18 protein-coding genes are annotated in these 14,363 nt (G+C 64.4%); 7 read left to right on the top strand and 11 right to left on the bottom strand.

The window, feature by feature from the left end:
* Positions 1-17: 17 nt before the first annotated feature.
* Positions 18-743 (top strand): hypothetical protein, encoded by a 726-nt coding sequence (locus tag ACPEE1_RS06410; protein ID WP_423935593.1) that lies wholly within the window; start codon positions 18-20, stop codon positions 741-743.
* Here the strand turns inward: ACPEE1_RS06410 and orn are convergent.
* Positions 736-1,350 carry an oligoribonuclease gene (gene orn, locus ACPEE1_RS06405; RefSeq protein ID WP_116927515.1) on the bottom strand — a complete coding sequence of 205 codons (615 nt, stop codon included), beginning with the start codon at positions 1,348-1,350 and terminating at the stop codon, positions 736-738. The genes ACPEE1_RS06410 and orn overlap by 8 nt on opposite strands.
* 60 nt (positions 1,351-1,410) lie before the next feature.
* Between orn and ACPEE1_RS06400 the strand changes: the two genes are divergently transcribed.
* The 3 genes from ACPEE1_RS06400 to rsgA are packed head-to-tail and all read left to right on the top strand — an operon-like array spanning position 1,411 to position 4,026.
* On the top strand, positions 1,411-2,700 hold the full coding sequence (locus ACPEE1_RS06400) for a M48 family metallopeptidase (RefSeq protein WP_423935591.1): 1,290 nt from the start codon (positions 1,411-1,413) through the stop codon (positions 2,698-2,700).
* Positions 2,693-3,037 (top strand): 4a-hydroxytetrahydrobiopterin dehydratase, encoded by a 345-nt coding sequence (locus ACPEE1_RS06395; protein WP_021027931.1) that lies wholly within the window; start codon positions 2,693-2,695, stop codon positions 3,035-3,037. Before ACPEE1_RS06400 ends, ACPEE1_RS06395 begins: the two co-directional genes overlap by 8 nt.
* 5 nt (positions 3,038-3,042) lie before the next feature.
* Positions 3,043-4,026, top strand: coding sequence for a ribosome small subunit-dependent GTPase A (gene rsgA, locus ACPEE1_RS06390; RefSeq protein ID WP_423935589.1), 984 nt, complete (start codon positions 3,043-3,045; stop codon positions 4,024-4,026).
* 17 nt (positions 4,027-4,043) lie between these two features.
* Here rsgA and ACPEE1_RS06385 read toward each other — a convergent pair whose 3' ends face one another.
* A complete protein-coding gene (locus ACPEE1_RS06385) occupies positions 4,044-5,024 on the bottom strand; it encodes a LysR family transcriptional regulator (RefSeq protein WP_423935587.1) in 981 nt (326 codons plus the stop codon).
* Between the two features lie 159 nt (positions 5,025-5,183).
* Here ACPEE1_RS06385 and ACPEE1_RS06380 point away from each other — a divergent pair, with 159 nt between their 5' ends.
* Positions 5,184-6,350, top strand: coding sequence for an MFS transporter (locus ACPEE1_RS06380; protein WP_116927513.1), 1,167 nt, complete (start codon positions 5,184-5,186; stop codon positions 6,348-6,350).
* Between the two features lie 4 nt (positions 6,351-6,354).
* On the opposite strand, the gene ACPEE1_RS06375 is transcribed toward ACPEE1_RS06380, so the two are convergent.
* The 6 genes from ACPEE1_RS06375 to rpsP all read right to left on the bottom strand — a co-directional run bounded on the left by ACPEE1_RS06375 (position 6,355) and on the right by rpsP (position 10,477).
* Positions 6,355-7,332, bottom strand: coding sequence for a CobD/CbiB family protein (locus tag ACPEE1_RS06375; protein WP_116927512.1), 978 nt, complete (start codon positions 7,330-7,332; stop codon positions 6,355-6,357).
* Positions 7,333-7,379: 47 nt separating this feature from the next.
* Positions 7,380-8,123: a CoA pyrophosphatase gene (locus ACPEE1_RS06370; protein ID WP_116927511.1), complete on the bottom strand. Its 744-nt coding sequence runs from the start codon at positions 8,121-8,123 to the stop codon at positions 7,380-7,382.
* A 93-nt stretch (positions 8,124-8,216) separates the two neighbouring features.
* Complete coding sequence (gene rplS / locus ACPEE1_RS06365) at positions 8,217-8,600, bottom strand: 50S ribosomal protein L19 (protein ID WP_027011119.1); 384 nt, start codon at positions 8,598-8,600, stop codon at positions 8,217-8,219.
* A gap of 133 nt (positions 8,601-8,733) precedes the next feature.
* On the bottom strand, positions 8,734-9,510 hold the full coding sequence (gene trmD, locus ACPEE1_RS06360; protein WP_116927510.1) for a tRNA (guanosine(37)-N1)-methyltransferase TrmD: 777 nt from the start codon (positions 9,508-9,510) through the stop codon (positions 8,734-8,736).
* A 39-nt stretch (positions 9,511-9,549) separates the two neighbouring features.
* Positions 9,550-10,122, bottom strand: coding sequence for a ribosome maturation factor RimM (rimM, locus tag ACPEE1_RS06355; protein ID WP_116927509.1), 573 nt, complete (start codon positions 10,120-10,122; stop codon positions 9,550-9,552).
* Positions 10,123-10,225: 103 nt separating this feature from the next.
* Positions 10,226-10,477, bottom strand: coding sequence for a 30S ribosomal protein S16 (gene rpsP / locus ACPEE1_RS06350; RefSeq protein WP_116927508.1), 252 nt, complete (start codon positions 10,475-10,477; stop codon positions 10,226-10,228).
* A gap of 107 nt (positions 10,478-10,584) precedes the next feature.
* On the opposite strand from rpsP, the gene ACPEE1_RS06345 reads away from it, so the two are divergent.
* Both ACPEE1_RS06345 and ACPEE1_RS06340 read left to right on the top strand, forming a co-directional pair.
* A complete protein-coding gene (locus tag ACPEE1_RS06345; protein WP_116927507.1) occupies positions 10,585-11,112 on the top strand; it encodes a GNAT family N-acetyltransferase in 528 nt (175 codons plus the stop codon).
* A 15-nt stretch (positions 11,113-11,127) separates the two neighbouring features.
* Entirely contained in the window at positions 11,128-11,607 is a 480-nt protein-coding gene (locus ACPEE1_RS06340; protein WP_232539424.1) for a TM2 domain-containing protein, read from the top strand.
* A gap of 18 nt (positions 11,608-11,625) precedes the next feature.
* Here the strand turns inward: ACPEE1_RS06340 and ACPEE1_RS06335 are convergent, their stop codons facing one another.
* From ACPEE1_RS06335 to ACPEE1_RS06325, 3 genes are all read right to left on the bottom strand, one after another.
* Positions 11,626-12,561, bottom strand: a complete 936-nt coding sequence (locus ACPEE1_RS06335) for an alpha/beta hydrolase (protein WP_116927559.1) — start codon at positions 12,559-12,561, stop codon at positions 11,626-11,628.
* 72 nt (positions 12,562-12,633) lie between these two features.
* Positions 12,634-13,644 carry an inorganic phosphate transporter gene (locus tag ACPEE1_RS06330; protein ID WP_116927506.1) on the bottom strand — a complete coding sequence of 337 codons (1,011 nt, stop codon included), beginning with the start codon at positions 13,642-13,644 and terminating at the stop codon, positions 12,634-12,636.
* Between the two features lie 31 nt (positions 13,645-13,675).
* The gene (locus tag ACPEE1_RS06325; protein WP_021027917.1) at positions 13,676-14,323 is read right to left on the bottom strand and encodes a DUF47 domain-containing protein; all 648 of its coding nucleotides are present in this window, start codon (positions 14,321-14,323) and stop codon (positions 13,676-13,678) included.
* Between the last annotated feature and the right edge of the window lie 40 nt (positions 14,324-14,363).

Raw genomic sequence — 14,363 nt, 5'->3', positions numbered from 1 at the left:
CACGCACCTGCACCACCATGACTGGCCTTCTCAGCGCCGCCCTGCTGGCCGCTTGCGGCGGCGGAAGCGACAGTCCAGAAGCAGCCAAGGACTCCAGCGACTGCTTCAACGCCGGCTTTTACCGCCAGGACACGCAGATCTACACCAGCCAGAGCAGCCGCTTGAATGGTGCGCCGGCCTCGACCAACCTTGTCTACCAGTGGGTGACCAGCCAGGCGGTAGAGAACGGCATCAACCATATTTACATCAGTCCCGCGCCAGACAACGGGCGCGCCAGCCTGCACTACAGCATCGAGGGCGGTGCGCTGCTCTACCACGGCTACAACGCCTTCAATATTGGCGCCACCAGCCGCCAAAGCCTGGCCCCGCCCCGCCAGTCGCTGATGGCGATGGCGCCCGGCCAGACTACCTCCCAAACCATCGTACAAACGGATAGCCTCTCGACCTCTGCCGGAGAAACAAAGACCGTGACCACGCTGGCCGAGACCCGAACCTACGAAGGCAGAGAAACCATCACCACGGCGCTCGGTACGGTGGAGGCCTGCCGCTTCCTCAGCACGGTTGCGGCCAGCCAGGAAGGCAAACCAGACGAGACCCGAGAGACGCAGGCCACCACCTGGGTGGCATCAGCGGGCCCTTATCGCGGGCTCACGCTCAAGGAGAGCGCCAGCACCCGCAAAGCCGGAAAAACCGACACCTTGGTGACGGAGACCAGCCAGGTCAACCGCTTCGACATCAGGTAGCCGCGGCTACGGGCGCCAGCTGCAGAAAATGCGTCCGGTAGTACCGTAATTCGTCGATCGACTCATGCACATCGGCCAGCGCGGTGTGCTTTTGCGCCTTCTTGAAGCCGGTGACCAGCTCGGGGCGCCAGCGCCGTGCCAGCTCCTTGAGCGTGCTCACATCGACATTGCGGTAGTGGAAGTAGGCCTCCAGATCGGGCATGTAGCGCGCCAGAAAACGGCGGTCCTGGCCAATGCTGTTGCCGCACATGGGCACCTTGGCCTTGGGCACGTAGCGTTTCATGAAGCGCAGCACCTCGGCCTGCGCAGCGGCCTCGTCGATCTGCGAGGCCTTGACCCGCTCTGTCAGGCCGCTGCGGCCATGGGTGCCGCGGTTCCAGGCATCCATCTTGGCCAGCTCCTCATCGCTTTGGTGGATCGCAATCACCGGCCCTTCGACGCGCACGCTCAGATCGGCATTGGTGACCACCAGCGCGATCTCGATCACGCGGTGCTCTTGCGGGTTCAAACCGGTCATTTCACAGTCGAGCCAGACCAGGTTCAGATCGGACTTGGCCAGCTCGGGCACGGGTGCCAGCGGCGTATCCAGGGTGTTCTTGTTTTGCATGGGGGCGATTGTCGCCTATGCCCTACACTGTCCGGTATTCGCCAACCAACACCCCCACTTGTGACTCTATCGCTGCTGTTCACCCTGCTATTCGCGATCGCACTGGCTGCCAGTGTGCTGACCAAACTCTGGCTGGCCAGCCGCCAGATGCGCCATGTGGCCGCCCACCGCGATGCGGTCCCTGCCCTCTTTGCCGACCGCATCAGCCTGGCAGCGCACCACAAGGCGGCTGACTACACGATCGCCAAGACCCGCTTTGGGCTGCTGGGGCTGGCCATCGGCACGGCTGCGCTGCTGGGCTGGACCCTGCTGGGGGGCCTGGATCTGCTCAACGCCAGTCTGCTGGAAGCGCTGGGTGGCGGCATGTGGCAGCAGCTGGCCCTGGTCGCCGCCTTTGCGCTGATCAGCGGCCTCATCGATCTGCCGGCCAGCTACTACCAGACCTTTGTGCTGGAGCAGCGTTTTGGCTTCAACAAGATGACGCCCGGCCTGTGGCTGGCCGACCTGGTCAAAGGCACGGTCATGGGCGCGCTGGTGGGCCTGCCCATGCTGGCCGTCATCCTGTGGCTGATGGGATCGGCCGGCCAGTGGTGGTGGCTCTGGGCCTGGGCCTTCTGGGTGGGCTTCAACCTGCTGCTGATGGTCATCTACCCGGCTTTCATCGCGCCGCTGTTCAACAAGTTTCAGCCACTGGAGGACGAGAGCCTCAAGGCCCGCGTGCAGGCGCTGATGCAGCGCTGCGGCTTTGCGGCCAAGGGCCTGTTTGTGATGGATGGCAGCCGCCGCAGTGCGCATGCCAATGCCTATTTCACCGGCTTTGGTGCCAGCAAGCGCGTGGTGTTTTTCGATACCTTGCTGCACAAGCTCAATGGCGACGAGGTCGAAGCGGTGCTCGCCCATGAGCTGGGCCACTTCAAGCACAGGCACATCCTCAAGCGCATGCTGGGCCTGTTTGGCCTGACTTTGCTGGGCTTTGCGCTGCTGGGCTGGCTGTCGCAGCAGGGCTGGTTCTACACCGGCCTGGGCGTGACGCCCAACCTGAACATCCCGGGCGTGCCCGGCGCCAGCCCCAACGATGCACTGGCGCTGCTGCTGTTCATGCTGGCCGTGCCGGTGTTCAGCAGCTTTGTCTCGCCGCTGATGGCGCACTCGTCGCGCAAGCACGAGTTCGAGGCCGATGCCTATGCCGTCCAGCAGACGCGCGCGGCCGATTTGCAGTCGGCCCTGCTCAAGCTCTACGAGGACAATGCCTCGACCCTGACGCCCGACCCGGTCTATGTGCGCTATTACTATTCGCACCCGCCCGCCGTAGAGCGTATCCGCCACATGCAACAATTGGCCCATGACTGAATCCCACCTGCCCCAACAAGACTGGTCCACCCAAAGCCGCCGCGCGCTGTCCGCCTCCGAGGTGGTGACCCAGCTGAGCCCACTGACCGGTTGGGTGCTGAGCGGTGATGGCGCCGAGGTGGCCATCGAGAAGACCTTCCGCTTTGCCAACTACTACGAGACCATGGCCTTTGTGAATGGGGTCGCGCTGGTGGCCCATACGCAGGACCACCATCCAGACCTGTCGGTGCACTACAACCGCTGCGTGGTGCGCTTCAACACCCATGATGTGCATGGGCTGTCGGTCACCGACTTCGAATGTGCGCGCCGCATCGAAGCCATGCTGCAGCTGGCCTGAGAGACATGGCAAAACCTGCAAGACGCGCCAGCGCGCCCAGCCAGACGGGTACGCAGACGGGCCTGGTCGTGGCCAGCTATGGCCGCCACTGTGTGGTCGAAACCCCGGACGGCGTGCGCCGCATCTGCCACCCCCGGGGCAAGAGGAGCCAGGCCGTGGTCGGCGACCAGGTGCGCTGGCTGGCCCCGCCGCCCGGCCAGGGCGAGGAAGGCACAATAGAGAAAGTGCTGGAGCGGCGCAATGTCTTCTACCGCCAGGACGACATCCGCACCAAGACCTTTGCCGCCAACCTGGACCAGCTGCTGATCCTGATCGCGGCCGAGCCGGTCTTCAGCGAGGTGCAGCTGGCACGCGCGCTGATTGCGGCAGAAGCGGCGCACATCACGCCCATCATTGCGCTCAACAAGATGGACCTGGAAGAGCCCTTTTTGCGCGCCTGGGAGCGGCTGGAGCCCTACCGCACGATGCGCGACCAGGCCGAGGACCCGCCGCACTACATGGTGCTGCCCTTTGCGCTGGAAGGCGCCGACGAGGAAGACCGTGATGCCATCTACGGCCTGCTCGAAGGCAAGACCACCTTGGTGCTCGGCCCCTCGGGCGTGGGCAAGAGCACGCTCATCAACCTGCTGATACCGGGCGCCAATGTGGCGACCAACGAGATCTCGCAGGCGCTGAACACCGGCAAGCACACGACCACCAGCACGACCCTGTACTGGGTGGACGAGGCGCGCAAGACCGCGCTGATCGACTCGCCCGGTTTCCAGGAGTTTGGCCTCTACCACATCGCGCCCACACAACTGGCCGCCTGCATGCCCGACATCGGCGCCCATGCCAAGGAGTGCAAGTTCTACAACTGCACGCATTTGCACGAGCCCGGCTGTGGCGTCATCCATGCGGTGCAAAACGGCCATGCCGAGCTGCCGATCAGCGACAACCGCTACCGCATCTACAGCGAGCTGTTTGACGAGCTCAATCTGAGCGCTTACTGAGCCTGTTACGACAGACCTCAGCCCCGGCACCACTGCTTGGGCAAGGTCTCGGCATGGCCCAGGTCCACATGGGCCTTTAGAAAATCAAGCACTGCCCGGGTGCGCGACGGCAGGCGCTCGGGCTTGCCGAGGTAGACCGCATGGATGGGTTCCAGCACACCGGTGTTGAAGGCCTCCAGCACCACCTGCAACCGGCCCGCAGCGATATCGTGCCAGGCGTGGAACAGCGACAGCCGCGCCAGGCCCACGCCTTCGACAGCCAGGTTACGCATCACATCGCCATCGTTGACGCGCAGCAGCTCGCCAATGGCGACCTCCACATCCTGGCCCGCCAGCCGGAACGGCCAGTGCGGCACCGTGCGCTGGTAGTTCCAGCCAATGCGCACATGGCCGCCCAGCATATCGGGGTGCGTGGGCACACCATGGGCATCCAGATACGCGGGTGCTGCCACAATGACCTGGCGGGTATGGCCCAAGAGGCGGGCCACCATGTCCGAGGCGGGCAGCTTGCCCCAGCGGATCGCGATATCGGCCCGTGCCTCCATCAGGTCCACCACCTCGTCGGTAAAGCTCAGGTCCAGCACCAGGCCGGGGTACTGCTGCATCAGCCGGCCCACCAGCGGCACCAGGATGGCCTGCCCGGTCGATGAGCTGGAGTTGATGCGCACGACGCCCTTGGGCGTGCTGCGCAAAGATGCAGCCGCTTCGGCCTCCTGCAGATCGGCCAGCACGCGCTGGCCACGCTCGTAGAGCTGGCGGCCCTCGGGCGTCAGCTGCACGCGGCGCGTGCTGCGCAGCAGCAGCTGCGCGCCCAGGCGTGCCTCCATGCGCGCGACGATCTTGCTGGTGGCCGACGGCGACACACCCAGGTGGCGGGCCGCTGCCGAGAAGCTGCCGTGTTCGGCCACCTGCACAAACACCTCCAGCTCGCCGGAGCGGTTGGTCTCGAAGGTCGGGCTGGCGGGAAAAGCAGGGTTGCGCATGGTCAAAAGCGTCATAGCGCCAGATGGTGGTGGCAAATTCTGCCTTTATTTATTCCGTTTGGGAACAAATACCTTTCCACTGTTCCGGCTACACAAGAATCAGGCCGCGCTTCACAATCGCATTCCTCAGTGACGGCCATCCGGCCTTCGCCCCAACACACAAGGAATCCTCCCATGCCTGTCTCATTGCTGGCACTCGCCGCCGGTGCCTTTGGCATCGGCACCACCGAATTCATCATCATGGGCCTGCTCACCCAGGTCAGCCAGGACCTGGGCATCAGCATCCCCACGGCCGGCACCCTGATTTCCGGCTACGCCTTTGGCGTGGCCATCGGCGCGCCCGTGCTCACCCTGGCCACGCGCCACTGGCCGCGCAAATGGCTGCTGCTGGGCCTGATGCTGATCTTTATCGCGGGCAACATCGCTGCGGCCATGGCCCCCAGCTATGGCTGGCTGATGGGCGCGCGCATGCTCACCTCGCTCACCCATGGCACCTTCTTTGGCGTGGGGGCCGTCGTGGCCACCGGCCTGGTCGCCAAGGACAAGCAGGCCTCGGCCATTGCGCTGATGTTCTCGGGCCTGACGCTGGCCACCTTGCTGGGCGTGCCGGCCGGCACCTGGATCGGCCAGCATTTTGGCTGGCGCATGGCCTTTGCCGCCGTGGCCGTGATCGGCGTGGTCGCGCTGGGCATTCTGGCCGCCTTTGTGCCCAGCAAGCTCCAGCAGGCGGCGCCTGTTGCGCTGCGCGATGAGCTGTCCATCCTGGCGAGCACGCCCCTGTGGCTGGGCCTGGGCATGACAGTCTTCGGCTTTGGTGGTGTGTTTGCGCTCTACACCTATGTGGAGCCGCTGCTCTCGCAGATCACCCAGATGGGCAACACCGGCGTGGCGCTGAGCCTGCTGCTGTTTGGCGCCGGCTCGGCCGTGGGCAATATTGCCGGCGGCAAGCTGGCCGACCGGGGCGTGGTGCGCGCGCTATGGATCACCCTGGGCGCCCTGGTGGCCGTGTTGTTGGCGGGCCGCTGGGCCTTTGGCATCTCGGCTGCCGTGGCCATGGCCTATGTGACCGTGCTGGGTGTTGTCGCCTTTGCCACCGTCGCCCCCATGCAGATGCGGGTGATGCAAGGCGTGGGCAGCCAGGGTGCGACGCTGGCCTCCAGCCTGAACATTGCGGCCTTCAATCTGGGCAATGCGCTGGGTGCCTGGGTGGGCGGCAGCCTGATTGCCGGCGCAGGCCTGCTGTCGATCATCTGGGGCGCTGCAGCGCTGTCGGCCATCGGCCTGGTGCTGGTGGCAATGGGCCAGCGCCGCAGCCCTGCCGCTGCACTGCAGACGGCCTGAGCTATTACCCCAGCAGGCGCGCCAAGGTGAGAAGCGCCAAGAGCAGCATCCAGACCACGACGGAGCGCCACACCAGGCCCACCACGCTGCGCAGGTGGGCCACTTCCGGGTCACGGCCGGGGGTGGTGGCGCCATCGCCCTGGATCTGCAGGGGCGCGGCGGCATCGATATCGACGCTGCGGGCGCGCAAGGCCACCCCGCCCAGGCGGATGTCGATGGCACCGGCGGTCGCGGCCAGGATCACGCCATCGTTGTCATTGGGGAAATGCTGGGTCTGAAAGCGCCAGCCGTCGATGGCCTCTTCAAAATTGCCCACCACGGCAAAGCTCAGCGCCGTGAGCCGGGAAGGCAGCCAGTCCACGATGGTCCAGGCCTTGGCCGCAACCGTCTCGAAAGCGCCTTGCACCATGACCGCGGGCTGCACCGATGGGCGCGCAAAGCGCGAGGCGTATTCAGCCATGCGGAAAAACACCGCGCCGGCAGGCCCCAGGCCCAGTGCCGAGCCGATGGAGTAGCAGGCCAGCACGCCAAACACATGGCGGTGCGCGGCCAGCACCGAGTACTCGATCACATGGCGCACGATCTCGCGGCGCGGCAGATCATCGGCGTTGACCTGCTGCCAGTCGGCCAGGTACTGGCGCGCCTGGTCCTCATCGCCGGACTCCAGCGCATGGCGGATGCGCGTGAAATGGTGGCTGAACTGGCGAAAGCCCAAGGTCACATACAGCACCAGCACATGCCAGGCCATCGCTAGGGGCCAGCCCACCAGGGCCACCAGCAGCCAGTGCATGCCCATGGCCAGGGCCGTGGGCAGCAGTACCGCCACGCTCCAGGCCAGCCAGCCGTGGCGCTGCTCGCCGGCATCGAGGTTGCGGCTGAGCCATTGCACCCAGGCCCGCACACCGGCATAAACCGGGTTGTCGCGAGACAGGGATTTGGCCTGCTCCAGCAGCAGGGCCATCAGCGTGGCGAAAAAACTCATGGACAGTGATCATACCGGCTGTGATGTATCACACAAGCCGTTACAAACTAGGAAGCGGGTGGAAAGGCCAAAAACCGGTACAAATTGCGCAGCATGCTGGCCGTTGCCCCCCAGATAAAGCGCTGCTGGCCCGATGCGGGATCGTCATAGGGCATCGACAGCCAGCGCCGGCTGAACTCGGGTGTATCGAGCTGCTGCCAGCGGTGGTGCGCAGGGTTCATCAAGAAGGACAGCGGCACCTCGAACACCTCGTCCACCTCGCCCGGGTTGGCCTGCAGGCTAAGCGGTGGCTGCACCAGCCCGACGATGGGCGTCACCTCAAAGCCCGAGCCGGTCGCGTACTCGGGCAGGCGGCCAATGATTTCAACCCGCTCGCGCGCCAGTCCCACCTCTTCCCAGGCCTCGCGCAGCGCGGTGTCGTTGATATCACGGTCCTCCGGGTCCTGGCGGCCGCCAGGAAAGGCAATCTGCCCCGAATGGTTCGTCAGGCCGGCGCTGCGCTGGGTCAGCAGCACATGCATCTCCTGGCGCTGCACCAGTGCTACCAGCACGGCGGCCTTGGCCGGGGGCCGGTCCGTCCAGCTGCGCTCGCGGAAGATTTCCGGCTCACCGCCATGGGGATGGGCGACAAAAGCCTGGCGCAGCGAATCGGCCCGCAACAGGCGCGGAGCGACCGCCGGCAGGGCCGAGTCGATCTGCACGACCGGCGCGCGGCGCGGGTCCATGATGGACGACACCCGCGCAGCGGCGGCGGGCGGTGATGAAGGCGAGAGGGAGGAGGCGTTAGACATAGACAACAGGCAGCAAGCACGGTGGCCCATGTAAAAAAGCCGCCACAGCTTGCACTGTAGCGGCTTTCAGCACTGGGCTCTGTCGCAGCGTGATTACGCAGCTGCCACAGGTGCTGCCTTGCGTGCTGGCAGCTTTTCCTTGATACGAGCCGACTTGCCGCTGCGTTCACGCAGGTAGTACAGCTTGGCACGGCGCACATCGCCGCGGCGCTTGACTTCGATACCGGCGATCATAGGGCTGTAGGTTTGGAACGTACGTTCCACGCCTTCGCCGCTGGAGATCTTGCGCACAGTGAAGCCGCTGTTCAGACCGCGATTGCGCTTGGCAATCACCACGCCTTCGTAAGCCTGCACGCGCTTGCGCGTACCTTCAACAACGTTCACGCTCACGATAACGGTGTCGCCAGGGGCAAATTCAGGAATGGTCTTGTTCAGGCGAGCAATTTCTTCTTGCTCGAGAATCTGGATCAGGTTCATGGTTTCATCCAACGATCATACGCGCGCCATGAATTTGGCAGCCGCGCCCGGCACGGTGTGCTGGGCATCTGCGGCGTGTTGCTTCTCTCACCATTGAAAAAAGCGGCCGTGTAGAGGATCGTAAAACCGGCAATTATAGCGGTTTTGCCAAATTTACCAAATCGGCACTGGCCAGCAGCTGCTCATCCTTGCGGCTGAGCTGCTTGCGGCTGCGTGCCTGGTCCAGCAGCTCAGGGCGGTAGATGGCCGTGTTGCGCAGGCTTTGCTCGCGGCGCCAGCGCTCGATATTGGCATGGTGGCCCGACAGCAGGGCGGCGGGCACTGGCTCGCCATCCCAGACCTCGGGCCGGGTGTAGTGGGGGCAATCCAACAGACCGTCGAGCGCGGGGTTGAAGCTGTCGAACTGGTGGCTGCCCTCGTCATGCAGCACACCGGGTTGCAGGCGGGCCACGGCGTCAAGCAAGGCCATCGCGGCAATCTCGCCGCCCGAGAGCACAAAATCGCCCAGGCTCAGCTGCACATCGACATGGCGGTCAATAAAGCGCTGGTCCACGCCCTCGTAGCGGCCGCACAGCAAGATGGCACCCTGCGAATCGGACCAGCGCTGCACCTGGGCATGGTCGATACGCTCGCCAATCGGCGAGAACAGCACCAGCGGCGCGGGCTGCGCCTCGGCACGCGCTTCGCGGATGGCGGCCAGGCAGTCGGCCAGCGGCTGGGCCATCATCACCATGCCGGGGCCGCCGCCAAAGGGGCGGTCATCGACGCGGCGGTAGTTGCCTGGGGCGTAATCGCGCGGGTTCCAGCACTGCACCGCCACCTGGCCGCTGCTGTAGGCACGGCGCGTCACGCCCACCTCGACAAAGGGGCCGAACAGCTCGGGGAACAAGGTGATGATGTCAAAGCGCATAGAAATTCTCCCCGCTGGCGGCCTGCGTGTCCGGCACGATCAGTAGTCCGGCTGCCAGTCGACCGTGATGCGCTTGGTGGGCAGCGAGACCTCGTCGACAAAGGCGCCGACAAACGGAATCAGGCGCTCCTGCGTCTTGCCGTCTTCTTCGTAGTTCAGCACCAGCACGGTCTGGGGGCCCGAGGCCATCAGGTCGCTCACGGTGCCCAGCGCCACGCCTTCACGGTTGACCACGGCCAGACCCAGCAGGTCCACCCAGTAGTACTCGCCGTCATCGGTCTTGGGGAAATCGGCGCGCGAGATGAACACCCGCGCACCTTTGAGTTTTTCGGCCTGGTCGCGGTCGTCCACGCCCTGGGCCCAGCCCACCATGCCATCGCCATGGAAACGCGCTTGGCGCATCTCGAGCTGAGCAACGCCCTGGAAGTGGCGTGCGCCCTTCTCGGGCGGCTGGATGAACCACAGCTTGGATTTGAGCAGCGCCTGCGGGTCGGGGCTGAGGGCAATCACCTTGAACCAGCCCTTGACGCCCCAGGCATCGGCAATGCGCGCCACTTCAATGGCGTCATCGGGCAAGGTTGCAGGGCTTAACAACAACTCGGTAGCGGGCATGGCAGTTCAACAGGGCAATAAAAAACGGGCCGCAGTGCTCATCGCAGCAGCGGCCCGCATGCACGAATGGTACCGAAGCACCACCCGTGATGAGAGAGGCAAATTAAGCAGCCTTGGCAGCAGCTTGCTTGACCAGACGGTCCACGGTGGTGGAAGCCTGAGCACCAACGCTCTTCCAGTAAGCCACGCGGTCCAGAGCAACGCGCAGGCCTTCAACGCCTTCCTTGGCCAGTGGGTTGTAGAAACCCACGCGCTCGATGAACGAGCCGTCACGGCGCACGCGCTTGTCAGCAACGACGATGTTGTAGAACGGACGGGCCTTCGAGCCGCCGCGGGAGAGTCGAATAACGACCATAATAATCCTTCGGGTGGTTAGTTTTCTTACCACGTTTGAGACACGCAACTAGCCACCCGGCCAGCGACACGCAGTAAAGCCGCAAATTATACAAACTTATTTCAACCATGCCAAGTGTTCGTGCCAGCATCCCTCAGGATCTCCCCGCCATCACCCGCATTTATGCCCACCATGTGCTGCATGGCACGGGCAGCTTCGAGACCGAAGCCCCCAGCGAAGCAGAAATGTCCCGGCGCCGTGACGAGGTATTGTCGCGCCAGCTGCCCTACCTGGTCGCCGAGGACGCCGACGGCCAGATCCTGGGCTTTGCCTATGCGAACTGGTTCAAGGCCCGGCCGGCCTACCGCTTCTCGGCCGAGGACTCGATCTATGTGGCCGATGGGCAACATGGCCGGGGCCTGGGGCGCCTCTTGATGAACGCCTTGATCGACCACTGCGAGGCAGCTGGCGTGCGCAAGCTCATCGCCGTGATCGGGGACTCCAACAACGCCGGCTCGGTCGGTGTGCACCGCGCAGCCGGTTTTACCCAGGTGGGCGTGATGCGCTCGGTGGGCTGGAAATTTGGCCGCTGGTTGGATATCGTGATGATGGAAAAAACCCTGGGCGATGGCGACAACAGCGCCCCCACCACCTAAACACCCCCCCACCCTATGAGCCACCCCATCACCCACGCGATGCCGCGCAGCAAGAGCAAGACCCTCGCCACCTGGCTGGCCTTTCTGGGCGGGCCTTTGGGCCTGCACCGCTTCTACCTGCATGGCCTGGGTGACATGGTCGGCTGGATGCTGCCCATCCCCACAGCGCTGGGCCTGTATGGCATGGAGCGCATTGCCAGCCATGGCATTGACGACCAGGTCAGCTGGGTTCTGGTGCCGCTGCTGGGCTTTACCATTGCGGCCTGCGCACTGACGGCCATCGTCTACGGGTTGATGGCGCCCGAGAAGTGGAACGCCCGCCACAACCCCGGCCTGCCCGAGGACGCGCTGCCCGGCCGCACCCGCTGGATGACGATCTTCGGCATCGTGGCCTCGCTCTTGATCGGCACCACGATCCTGATGGCCAGCCTGGCCTACAGCTTTGAGCATTACTTCCAGTACCAGATCGAGGAAGCGCGCAAGATTTCGCAGTAAAGGGATAACTGTGCAAGGTCAGCGCGATTGCTCATTCACCTGCAGATGCGTGCGGAGAAAGCCAAACACCTGCGCCTCATAGGCCTGCGGCGCAAACTGGTGCAGATCCACATGCGCCGCGCCCGGCACCAGCCATAGCGGTTGCGGCGACTGCTGCGCCTGGCTTGCGGCCTCCGCCATCTGCCGGGTTTCAGCGGGCGGGGTGTAGCGGTCTTGCGTGCCGCCCAGTACCATCACTGGCCGGGTCCAACCGGCCAGGCGGTCGATAGGCCGCAGCTGGTGGGGATCCAGGCCCAGGCGCAGCGGCATCTGCCAGAGCAACAACGGCGTGGCAATCGGCGCCAACGGGGTCAAGGAGCCCAGCACCGCACGCACCCGGTTGTCCACGGCGGCCACCATGCTCGGGAACACGGCTTCGAGCACCACCGCATCGGGCAGCCGCGCCAGCTCCGCCATCAATAGCCCGGCGCCGCCGAGCGATGCGCCGATCACTGCCACCCTCTCCGTCGGCTGCTGCGCCTGCAACCAGGCCAGCGCAGCGGCAATGCCCAGGCCCTCCCGGGGCCCGAAGGACAGTATCTCCCCATCGCTTTGGCCATGGGCCGGCAAATCGATCAGCAGCACCCCATGGCCGCGCGCATGCAGCGCCAGCGCCCGGGGCAGCATCGCACGCCGGTCAGCGCGCACACCGTGCAGCAGCAGCACGGCACCCTGCCCGGGCGTGCCCGCTGCATACCAGCCCCGCACCATGCCTTGCGCCGTGGCGATCTCGACGGCGTTGGCACCCAGCGCCGCCGGGGGCTCAGCGATCTGCTGGCGGTAGGGCTGCGAAAGCCAGCCTGCCGCCCACCAGGCCAGCGCCAGTACCACCAGCATCAATACGGCCAGTGCAGCCGCAACCCAGGCCAGCGGATGCAGCGAAAAGATCGAAGGGGTCAGTGCGGGGTCGGTCATGCCTTGGCCAAAAATCAAAACGGCTGGCAGATCATATCCGCCAGCCGCCTTTTGGCTATCGCACTGCGACCATCAATAGAGCTGCAGGCTCACCCAGTAGGCAAAGGCCGCCACAAAGGCGCTGGCCGGGATGGTCAGCACCCAGGCCCAGACGATATTGCCGGCCACACCCCAGCGCACTGCGCTCATGCGCTGGGTCGAGCCCACGCCGACGATGGCGCCGGTGATGGTGTGCGTGGTCGAAACGGGGATACCCAGCGCAGTGGCGATGAACAAGGTCATCGCGCCACCGGTTTCGGCGCAGAAGCCGCCGACGGGCTTGAGCTTGGTGATCTTCTGGCCCATGGTCTTGACAATGCGCCAGCCACCAAACATCGTGCCCAGTCCAATGGCCGCATAGCACGAGATGATGGCCCAGGCAGGAGGATCGGCATCGTTGGGCGATGCGTAGCCGGTGGACAGCAGCAGCAGCCAGATGATGCCGATGGTCTTTTGCGCATCATTGCCGCCGTGGCCCAGGCTGTAGGCACCGGCAGAGACCAGCTGCAGACGGCGGAACCACTTGTCGACCCGGCCCGGCGTGGTGCGGCGGAACAGCCAGGCCACGATCACCATCATGATCGAGCCGAGCAAAAAGCCCAGCACCGGAGAGACAAAGATGAAGGCCACCGTCTTCCAGATGCCGCTGGCGACCAGCGCGCCCGAGCCCGCCTTCGCAATCACCGCGCCCACGATGCCGCCGATCAGCGCATGCGAGGAGCTCGACGGGATGCCGTAGTACCAGGTGATCAGGTTCCAGGCGATGGCGCCCACGAGGGCGCCAAAGATCACATGGGTGTCGACAATGCCCGGGTGAACAATGCCTTTGCCGATGGTCGCCGCCACGCTCAGGTGGAAGACAAAGATCGCGACAAAGTTGAAAAATGCCGCAAACACCACCGCTTGGGTGGGCTTGAGCACGCCAGTAGAGACAACGGTCGCAATCGAATTGGCCGCGTCATGAAACCCGTTCATGAAGTCGAACAAGATGGCCAGCGCCACCAGCACGACAATCACCCACAGGGCTGTTTGCATCGGTTCCATGGAAGTTCAGTCTCCTGCTTGCTGCAACGGATCAGGAGTTTTCCAGGATGATGCCTTCGATGTGGTTGGCCACATCCTCGCACTTGTCGGTGATGGTCTCGAGCAGCTCGTAGATGGCCTTGAGCTTGATCACCTCGCGCACATCGGGCTCCTCGCGGAACAGCTTGCTCATCGCCGAGCGCATCACGCGGTCGGCATCGCTCTCGAGGCGGTCGATCTCTTCGCAGGTCTTGATGGCCGCTTCGGTGGTCGAGGGATCGGCAATGCGGTCGAGCATCTTGACGGCATCACGCACGCGCTCGCAGCACTTGACGCTCAGGTCCGTCAGGCGGGTGATTTCTTCGGTCATGTGGCGCACATCGTAGAGCGCCATGGTCTCGGCCGAGTCCTGGATCAGGTCGGCCACATCGTCCATGGTGTTGATCAGCGAGTGGATCTGTTCACGGTCGATGGGGGTGATGAAGGTCTTGTGCAAGGTGCGGTTGACCTCGTGGGTCACGCGGTCGGCAGCGCGCTCGGCATTGTCCACGTCCTGGTTGTATTTTTCGCGCAGATGGGGGTCGTTGTAATTGGCCACCAGTTGGGAGAACGCGTGGGCCGCTTCAACGATGCGGTCGGCGTGCTGGTTGAACAGTTCGAAGAAATTGCCTTCGCGCGGCAAGAGTTTGCCAAAGAGCATGGGTGCACCTATTCGGTTTCAATGCAAAAAAGGGAAAAAC

It is taken from the genome of Comamonas sp. 23 (assembly GCF_049601575.1).
GTDB lineage: Bacteria > Pseudomonadota > Gammaproteobacteria > Burkholderiales > Burkholderiaceae_C > Comamonas > Comamonas squillarum.
Note: the sequence above shows the minus strand (reverse complement) of the source record. Positions and strands in the feature narration are given on the sequence as shown.